General features: G+C 51.2%; 6 protein-coding genes. 3 read left to right on the plus strand and 3 right to left on the minus strand.

Features of this window, described 5'->3' with window-relative positions; all coding sequences use genetic code 11:
• Window positions 1-33: 33 nt before the first annotated feature.
• Genes DYU11_RS29825 through hsdR form a run of 3 tightly spaced genes read right to left on the minus strand, consistent with a single transcriptional unit; the run spans window position 34 to window position 4,943 of the window.
• The gene (locus tag DYU11_RS29825; protein ID WP_119671401.1) at window positions 34-1,542 is read right to left on the minus strand and encodes a class I SAM-dependent DNA methyltransferase; all 1,509 of its coding nucleotides are present in this window, start codon (window positions 1,540-1,542) and stop codon (window positions 34-36) included.
• On the minus strand, window positions 1,532-2,494 hold the full coding sequence (locus DYU11_RS29830; protein WP_119671402.1) for a DUF4268 domain-containing protein: 963 nt from the start codon (window positions 2,492-2,494) through the stop codon (window positions 1,532-1,534). Before DYU11_RS29830 ends, DYU11_RS29825 begins: the two co-directional genes overlap by 11 nt.
• A gap of 7 nt (window positions 2,495-2,501) precedes the next feature.
• Complete coding sequence (hsdR, locus tag DYU11_RS29835; protein ID WP_119671403.1) at window positions 2,502-4,943, minus strand: EcoAI/FtnUII family type I restriction enzme subunit R; 2,442 nt, start codon at window positions 4,941-4,943, stop codon at window positions 2,502-2,504.
• Between the two features lie 377 nt (window positions 4,944-5,320).
• Between hsdR and DYU11_RS29840 the strand changes: the two genes are divergently transcribed.
• The 3 genes from DYU11_RS29840 to DYU11_RS29850 all read left to right on the plus strand — a co-directional run bounded on the left by DYU11_RS29840 (window position 5,321) and on the right by DYU11_RS29850 (window position 9,242).
• On the plus strand, window positions 5,321-6,196 hold the full coding sequence (locus DYU11_RS29840; protein WP_119671404.1) for an arylamine N-acetyltransferase family protein: 876 nt from the start codon (window positions 5,321-5,323) through the stop codon (window positions 6,194-6,196).
• Between the two features lie 213 nt (window positions 6,197-6,409).
• Window positions 6,410-7,816 carry a glycoside hydrolase family 88 protein gene (locus DYU11_RS29845; protein WP_119671405.1) on the plus strand — a complete coding sequence of 469 codons (1,407 nt, stop codon included), beginning with the start codon at window positions 6,410-6,412 and terminating at the stop codon, window positions 7,814-7,816.
• Entirely contained in the window at window positions 7,800-9,242 is a 1,443-nt protein-coding gene (locus tag DYU11_RS29850; RefSeq protein WP_119671406.1) for an oxidoreductase, read from the plus strand. The genes DYU11_RS29845 and DYU11_RS29850 overlap by 17 nt, the downstream gene beginning before the upstream one ends.
• Window positions 9,243-9,390 lie beyond the last annotated feature (148 nt).

Genomic DNA, 9,390 nt, shown 5'->3' on the forward strand with positions numbered 1-9,390 from the left:
GCTGGTGGTACCGGTACCCAGCTATCCGTCAATTTAAGGCGTTAACGCCGTTTTCAGTTCGGCTAGCAGACTCGCACTACGATTCATCGAATCCGATAGCAATTCCAGTATCTCTCCGCTGGTATAAGTATGTTCTTCTACCTTTCCGTTCGGATTCTTGATATCCAGATCAAATCCTCGGTCAATAATCGTTTCAATCGGCACCCGCCAGGCTTGTTCGTTCTCAACGCGGTTAGTCCACCATTCTTTTAGCGGCTCAAACTCCTTTACCTGAATTGTTTTGGTCTTGGAGTATGACTTCTGCCCCTCCGGCAAGCGGTGTTCGTAGTACCATATTTCACTGGTGGCATACCTGTCGCTGTCTTTAGCTTCGCCATTATTAAACAGCGGCAAATCACTGTCAGGCGCAGCTAAGCCAGTTTGCCTTTTCTTCTCAAAAAACAGCAGGTTTGTCGCCACCGTCGCATAAGGCTGAAACACTGAGTTCGGCAACCGCACAATCGTATGTAGGTCACAGTCTTCCAGTAATTTCTGCCGTACCCGTTGCTTCACACCCTCTCCTGTCAACGAACCATCCGGCAACACCAGAGCCGCCCGACCGTTCGTTTTAAGCAAATTCACAATCAGCACCAGAAACAGGTCAGCGCTTTCGCGTGTCCGAAAGTTAGCCGGAAAATTACCCTCATTGCCGTTCGCTACCGTACCACCAAACGGCGGATTCGCCAAAATAACATCAACCCGGTCCCGGTCCCGAATGCTGCTATATTCCCGACCTAAGCTATCACCGTACTCAATATTCGGCACTTCAATATCGTGCAGAATCAGGTTTGTTAACGCTAGTTCGTAGGGGAGGGGCTTGTATTCGCAGCCTCTGATCGTCTTTTGTAATGTCAGCCGGTCTTCAACGCTGTTAACCTCATTCTTCCGAATGTGCTCAATAGCGTTCACCAGAAAACCGCCCGTTCCGCAGGCCGGGTCAAACACAACTTCCCCCAGCCGTGGGCTCACCATCTCCGTCATGAACTGCGTTACCGCACGAGGTGTGTAAAACTCCCCACTATCACCCGCCGATTGCAGTTCTTTCAGAATGCTTTCGTACAGATCGCCAAACAGGTGCCGGTCCTCCGAATTATTGAAATCAATCTCGTTCAGCTTGTTACAAACCTTACGAATATTGATACCCGACTTCATGTAGTTGTTGTTCCCCTCAAATACTTCCCGTATCAGCAGGGCGCGTCGGTTGCCATCCTGCACCGGCAGGTTCTTAAGCGTCGGAAAAAGGGTCAAATCGACGAACTGCTGAAGAGCATCACCAGTCATCCCCTCATCATCAGCCGCCCAGTTCCGCCACTGGCACTCAGCCGGAATCGGCGATACGTACGCATCGTCCAGCAATTCCATCTCGATGTCTTTATCATCGAAGATCTTCAAAAACAGCATCCAGCCGAGTTGTTCAATGCGCTGAGCGTCACCATTAACGCCCCGATCCTCGCGCATAATGTCGCGGATGGATTTTATAATTCCAGAAAGATTATGAGCCATAACTGGGTACTAAATATCTTTTAAAGGTCTTCTGGAAAATTTCAGCTTTGCTTTTTAGCCATTCAAAGTTAGACTGCCAGCCTGATTCGCTAGTAGGATTGAAGTTCTGATAGGTAATAATGCGAAAGGCGGTGCTATCGGGCAAATCCATCCAGTTCAACGGTCCGCCAACTTCTGCTTCTATTTTCTCCTTGTCATTCTTTAACATCTGGTAAAACGCACCATCACTTCGAATGTAAAGCTCACAACCTAACTGCTTTTGTCTTGAATTGAATGTGAGAGCAATAAGAGCCTTTGTAGTGCCAATGCTTATGTCATACCAATGCTGAGGACGAGGGGTCCGGCCCAAGTTGAGACTTGTTTTAGGAATAAAGTTATTGACATACTCCCGAAAGTCGGACCAAAATTTTTGTTGTAACAACTTCAATTCCGAAGGCAAATCCTTATCCACATTACCCGTTCTCTTGACTGTTTTAGCCCAGTTATTTGGCTGAGATACTACATTGAATTTAGGAGCTGGCGGTGAATCTGCTATTTGCCAAAGCTCAACTTGTACCAGAAAAAAGCTGATACCTTCAGGCATGTTGCGGTTAAACCAGTCTATTGCTTGCTTATGTTCCTCCGTATAGTTTTTGACATTCCAAACAATAATACCTGCATCGTGAGCGGCTGCGTACGTGAGAAGCTGGCCTAAATGCTTATGGTCAGTAATTTCTAACTGATTCTCAATAATGACTCGGCGCTTAGTTACTACTTCTTCAGCTACGATGTCAACGTTGAAGCGGCCTGCAGCTTCTTCAACTTTAATATTTTCCAACTCTATGTCAAGCTCATCACATAGCAGTTGAATATTTTCTTCATTTGATAACCACCGGGTAAAATCTAGAGCCTCGTGCGGCCAGATTTTACGTAAGTCAACCTTGGTAAGCACACCAAGTCTTCTGGCTTCCATAATGCAATTAAGCTACAGTACTATAAATTTCACTTTCCAAGTCCCGCACGGCCTGCAAGTATTGCGGCTTACCGCCGAACAGCTTAACAATCTCTACTGCCGAGCCGTAGCGATTAAGAGGTTGTACTTTTAGTACATCCAAAGTTTCAATATTCACTACCCCTTCGTCTGCGTACTTATCAAGCAGAGACTCCAAAACGGCCCTAGCCTTGTCGCCGTATTTACCGAAATAATTACGCTTCTTTACCTCATTCGCCCGTTCCTTACGGGTTAGTGGCTTTTGATCAAAAGCCACATGGCATATCAGATCGAACAAATCAGCGTTCCGGTCAACGGCGTTGATGAAGTCATCCAGCAAAACGCCCTGCTCCGTTAGCTCCCTAACAACTACTTCTTTTCGGTCGGCTGCATTCCAGTACGTCAGGAAGTCAGTCATGCTTCTGAACTTCTCGCGTACTTTGTCGCGGGTAAAATCTTTTAAGCCAACCAGAACTGGCTTACCGTCGTTATCGAATGTCAGTTCAAGGCTATTAAGTACCGACACATCGACGCCGTTGACATATACTTTCCTATCGTCGTTGGCAGTAGATAAGGGTGTATCATCAATGTAGCGAATCTTGGGTGGTTTTGGCTTATCGTCGGTCGGCTTATCGCCCTGATCGTCAACTAAGCCTTCATCATTTTCTTCCTCGGCTTCCACTGTTGCAATGGATTCGTCTTCGGCCGCTACTTTTATCCGCACCGGGTCACCGTCAAAAGCCGGGTCTGCAAACAAATCCGTCACGTTGCGGAAATCCAGAATCGTAAAGTATAGTTTGCCAAACTCTTCGTTAATACGCGTTCCCCGGCCAATAATCTGCTTAAACTCCGTCATAGACTGAATATTGGTGTCCAGCACAATTAACTGACAAGTCTGCGCATCCACGCCCGTTGTCATCAGCTTGGAGGTCGTTGCAATAACCGGATAGCGTTCTTCGGGATTAATGAAGTTGTCGAGTTCGCGTTTCCCTTCTTCGTCATCGCCCGTAATCTTCATTACGTACTTGTAATTCTGCTTCACCAGGTCGGCATTCTGCTTTGCTAAAGCACTCCGCATTCCGTCCGCATGTTCTATATCCACACAGAACACAATCGTTTTCATGAATCGATTCTGGCCCTTCAGGTATTCTGTTATCTTTTCGGCTACCAGCTTCCGGCGCTCTTCCACTACGATGTTACGGTCGAAATCCGCCCGGTTGTAAATCCGGTCTTCTACTGGTTTGCCTTTTTTATCAAGCTTGCCTTTTGGTGGTCGCCACCCCTCCAGGTCAATATTCAAACCGACCCGAACCACCCGGTACGGAGCCAGGAAGCCATCTTCAATACCCTGCAGCAGTGAGTACGTGTAGATCGGATCACCAAAGTATTCGCTGTTTGAAACAGTATCCGTTTCGCGGGGTGTTGCCGTCAGACCGACTTGCGTAGCTCCTTTAAAATAATCAAGAATAGCCCGCCAGGAAGAATCATCGGCAGCGCTGCCCCGGTGGCACTCATCGACAACTATCAGATCAAAGAAATCAGGTGAAAAGTCTTTGTAAGCATCAATCCCCTCACTACCCGTCAGTCCCTGATACAACCCCAAAAAAATTTCGTAAGCCTTATCTGTTGCACTGATGCCACGTCTGCGCGATGAGACAAGTTCCTCCTTACCACCAACGTCCACCACCCGCTTACGAATAATGGTCATCTTGTCGCGGAAATGCTTGAAGTCACCTCTGCGTGTTTGATCAATTAATGCGTTTCTGTCAGCTAAAAACAGGATGCGTTTTTTACGACCACTTTTCCATAAACGGTAGATGATTTGGAATGCTGTATACGTTTTGCCCGTGCCCGTCGCCATAACCAGCAAAACCCGGTTCTGATCTTTAGCAATCGCTTCAACTGTTCGATTAACAGCGATCTGTTGATAGTACCGCGGCCGACGATCAGATCCATCTGAGTAATATTCTTGCTGCGCAATAATATCCTCTTCGGTTGACTCAATAACCTTATACGTCTTGTAGCGATCCCATAATTGTGTGGGCGTCGGAAAGTTTTCTAACGTTAACTCCTGTTCAATATCTTCACCCGTTGCGGTTCGGTCGTGGAAGATAAACCCATCGCCGTTGCTGCTAAACACGCAGGGAATATCAAGAATCTGAGCATACTCCAGTGCCTGCTGCAACCCCGCTGACATGGTATGCTTATTGTCTTTCGCTTCAACAATGGCAACAGGAATGTTGGGCTTATAATATAAGATATAGTCTGCCCGCTTCGACTTTCCTCGGCTAGTCATCTTGCCAACCACACGAATCCGACCGTCGGTAAACGATACTTCTTCTAAAAATTTATCCTTCCAGCCTGCCTTCTCCAAAGCAGGTGTGATGAACTTAGTGCATATGTCTCGCTCAGATAGCGACCTCTTATCCATCTACTTCCAAAGCGGTGTGGTTGTAATAGAAAGTGTCAATTAGTACATTAAATGACCTCTAAAGTAACAGAGTTTACTGTGTACTTACAAATGATTTCCTATGAATATGTTAAGTGGTACCGGCTAATTACACTCGTTTAATCCCGCATTTTCCTTACAACCGACGAATGATTCAACTTGACGGTACGTTCAGACCCTCTAGTATCTCAACCAACACGGCCCGATTCGATAAGCTTTTACATAGTAACAAGTTTTAGAAATATGCCCCTCAAACAGTTAGTTGTTGCTATTTTTGTTGCTCGCAGGTGCAGGAGAATACCAATTCTTGTAACGCGTTGTCCAGCCCTTCGCCCGAACACCACCAGGTAGTCATCCCCATGAATACGAGCCCAGCCGAAGCCACAACTCTAGCTGTTCCAGCGTCAGCCGACGTACCGACCATTAACCTGGACGCGTATTTCGAACGAATCGGCTACGCGGGCGACCGTATGCCGACCCTCGATACGCTGGCTGCTATTCTGTTTCTGCATCCGCAGGTTATTCCTTTTGAGAATGTCAATCCGCTGCTGCGGCTGCCCGTCCGCCTGGACCTTGAATCGTTGCAGCAAAAGCTAGTGTACGGTGGTCGGGGTGGTTACTGCTTTGAGCAGAATACGCTGCTTAGTCACGTACTGCAGGCGGTGGGTTTTTCCGTCAAAGGTCTGGCGGCCCGGGTGGTATGGAACGTAGCCGAAGGCGTAGTGAATCCCCGTACCCATATGCTGCTGCTGGTAGACGTAGCCGGCGAGCCGTACATCGCAGATGTTGGTTTCGGCGGAATGACGCTGACCGCTCCCCTGCGTCTGGAACCGGATGTCGAGCAACCAACTCCGCACGAACCGTTTCGACTGCGTCTGGAAAACGACGAATACGTATTGCAAGCTAATATACGCGACGAATGGAAGTCCCTGTACCGGTTTACGCTCCAGGAACAATTGCTGCCGGATTACGAACTTGCCAGTTGGTATTTGTGCAGCCACCCCAGCTCACACTTTCTGAAAGGGTTCATTGCCGCCCGGACCACGCCGGATCGGCGGTACGCCCTGCGCGGTAACGAACTGGCTGTGCATTCCGTCGGCGGGGACACAGAACGGACGGTGATCGCAGACGCGGACACGTTACGCCAGACGCTGACGGATACGTTCCGCATCAGGCTACCGGATGATCCTACGCTCGACGACAGTCTGCAACAGGCTGTTCGGCCAACGATGTAAGTACGTTGCTGATCGTTGACGTTTTCAAGTAAACGACACTGGCTTGATAGTCAAGCGGGTTCTTGTTGTTTTACGTCCAGTCAGGTCAATACGTGCTGACAGTCGTGAATGAACAGGTCACAGAATTTTAGAGGTGTAGAAGGTATGGCTCAGTAACTCTTTCTACGCTTCTCCTTTTGTCGGTGTAGTCCCGCATTTCTCTACAACCGACGAATGATTCAGCTTGACGAAACCCTCAAACCCACCGATTTCTCAACCAAACTGACCCGATTCTGGGAGCTGTCTGCCCAGAAGATCCGCCTTATCGAGCAGCAATACGATACGGCGAAGGGCTCACCCGTTTTCACCGTTCAGGGCAAGTACACCACCCGCGGCTGGACCGAATGGACGCAGGGATTCCAGTACGGTTCGGCGATTATCCAGTTCGACGCGACCGGCGACCCGTATTTTGTTGATCTCGGTCGGCAGAAAACCGTCGAGTTGATGGCCCCGCACGTCAGCCACATCGGCGTTCACGACCACGGCTTCAACAACGTCAGCACCTACGGCAACCTGCTCCGGCTGATGGTGGAGGGTAAACTGCCGTACAATGAACAGGAACGTAATTTCTACGAACTGGCTCTGAAAATCTCGGGAGCCGTTCAGGCCAGCCGCTGGACGACAACGAAACAAGGGGGCTTCATTCACTCCTTCAACGGGCCGCATTCGTTGTTTGTCGACACCATCCGGTCGTGCCGGGCGCTGGTGCTGAGCCACAGTCTGGGGCACGTGTTTCAGGCGGAGGGCGACGTAAAAATCAACCTCCTGGAGCGGGCCATTCTGCACATGCGGGCCACCGCTGACTATTCTGTTTTCTACGGCGAGGGGCGCGATACGTACGACATCTGGGGACGAACGGCCCACGAAAGCGTGTTCAACACCAAAGACGGGAATTTCCGGTGCCCCAATTCGCAGCAGGGCTATTCCGGCTTCACGACCTGGACGCGCGGTCTGGCCTGGGCGATGTGCGGCTTCCCTGAAGAACTCGAATACCTCGCTACACTGGACGACGCTGAGTTGGAACCGGTTGGTGGCCGCGACGCCGTCGAAGCGTTCATGCTTAAAGCGGCCCGGGCCACCTGCGATTTTTACATTGAGCAGACCCCCTCCAACGGCATACCGTACTGGGACACCGGTGCGCCGAATCTGCATAAGCTTGGTGACTACCTCGACCGCCCGGCTGACCCCTACAATGCGTTTGAACCCGTCGACAGCACGGCCGCGGCCATCGGCGCGCAGGGTCTGCTGCGGTTAGGGAACTACCTGACTAATAAAGGCGAGGTTGAAGCCGGGAAGCGATACTGGCAGGCGGGTCTGACCGTACTGAACACGCTGCTGGACGAGCCGTATCTGAGCACCGACCCGAACCACCAGGGATTGCTGCTGCACTCGATCTACCACCGGCCGAATGGCTGGGATTACGTACCGGAGGGCAGCCAGATTCCGTACGGCGAGTCGAGTATGTGGGGCGATTATCACCTCCGCGAACTGGTGTTGTATGTCCAGCGCATGGGTAGTGATGAGCCGTATTATGCTTTCTTCAATTGTCTACGAAAGCCCTCCGATGAGCACGAAGTCTAAACCCCGATTCACCCGAATGGCGCAGTTAAAAACGGCGTCCGATCTGCGAAACTACCTGCAGGGTAGTGGCGTCGATCTGCCGTTTGATGAAACCCTGCTGCCACCCGCCGAAAGTCCCTTCAGTCGACCCATTCAGCTAAAATCCGGGAAGCGTATCGGGAACAGTCTTTGTATTCTGCCAATGGAAGGCTGGGACGGTACGCTCGATGGCCGGCCGTCGGACCTGACCCGCGGCCGCTGGGTGAAATTTGCCGTGAGCGGAGCAAAACTGCTGTTTGGCTGCGAGGCCGTAGCGGTCTGTCATTCGGGGAAGGCCAATCCAAACCAGTTGGTGCTGAACGCCGATACGTTTCCTGACTTTGTCGAACTCCGGCAGATGGTTCTGGAGCAGCACGCCGAAACGTTCGGTAACACCGACGACCTGCTGATCGGCCTGCAACTGACGCACTCGGGTCGGTTCTGCAAACCCCACAGCCACAAGGCGTTTGAATCTAAAATTCTCTACAGCCACCCGTTTCTGAACAAGCGTTTCGGAATGGACGCGGACTATCCGGCGCTGACCGACGACGAAATTGACCAGATCATCGAACACTACGTTCAGGCGGCCGTACTGGCGCAGAAAGCGGGCTTCGATTTTGTGGACATCAAACACTGCCACGGCTACCTCGGCCACGAGTTTCTGAGCGCCGTTACCAGACCGGGCAAATACGGTGGCTCGTTCGAAAACCGCACCCGTTACCTGCGGAACATTGTAGCTGGTATTCAGCAAGCCGCTCCCGGACTGGAAATGGGGATTCGCCTAAGTGCGTTCGATTTTCTGCCGTTCAAAAAGGGCCCCGATGAAGTGGGTATTCCCGAATCGGCCGATCAGTACTTCGCATTTGGTGGGCAGGCCAATGGGCTGGGCGTTGACCTGACCGAAACAAAGGCCGTCCTCGCACTGGTGCAGTCGCTGGGTATTCAGTTGGTGTGCATTACCGGCGGCAGTCCCTACTACAATCCGCATCTGATGCGCCCGGCCCTGTTTCCGCCGTCGGATGGCTACCTGCCACCCGAAGAACCGCTGCTGGGGGTGAAGCGCCAGATCGACGTGACGTGCGAACTGAAACGGTCGTTTCCGGAGCTGATCATCATCGGATCGGGGTACTCGTATTTGCAGGAGTGGCTGCCGAACGTAGCGCAGTACGCGCTCCGAACGGGCATGGTCGATAGTGTAGGCTTTGGGCGGATGGTACTGTCGTACCCATCCATGCCGGCCGATATGGTGGCGGGTCGGCCCTTAACCCGCAACCTGCTGTGCCGGACGTTTTCGGATTGCACGACGGCCCCGCGTAATGGCCTGATTTCCGGCTGTTACCCGCTGGACCCGCAGTACAAGAAGATGCCCGAAGCGGAACAATTGAAAGCGATAAAAGAGGGACTCTGAATAGGTTTTGTGTTGCGTGAGGTCAGATTTAAGAACCTGACTCCACTCATTCAGTAGCGTTTTTGTCATCCCGAGGCACGACCGGGCCGCCGGAGCGGGGATCTTCGGGTGAGACTGATAAACCTCCGGCTACCGAAGATCCCCGCTC

Source organism: Fibrisoma montanum, assembly GCF_003583365.1.
Lineage (GTDB): Bacteria > Bacteroidota > Bacteroidia > Cytophagales > Spirosomataceae > Fibrisoma > Fibrisoma montanum.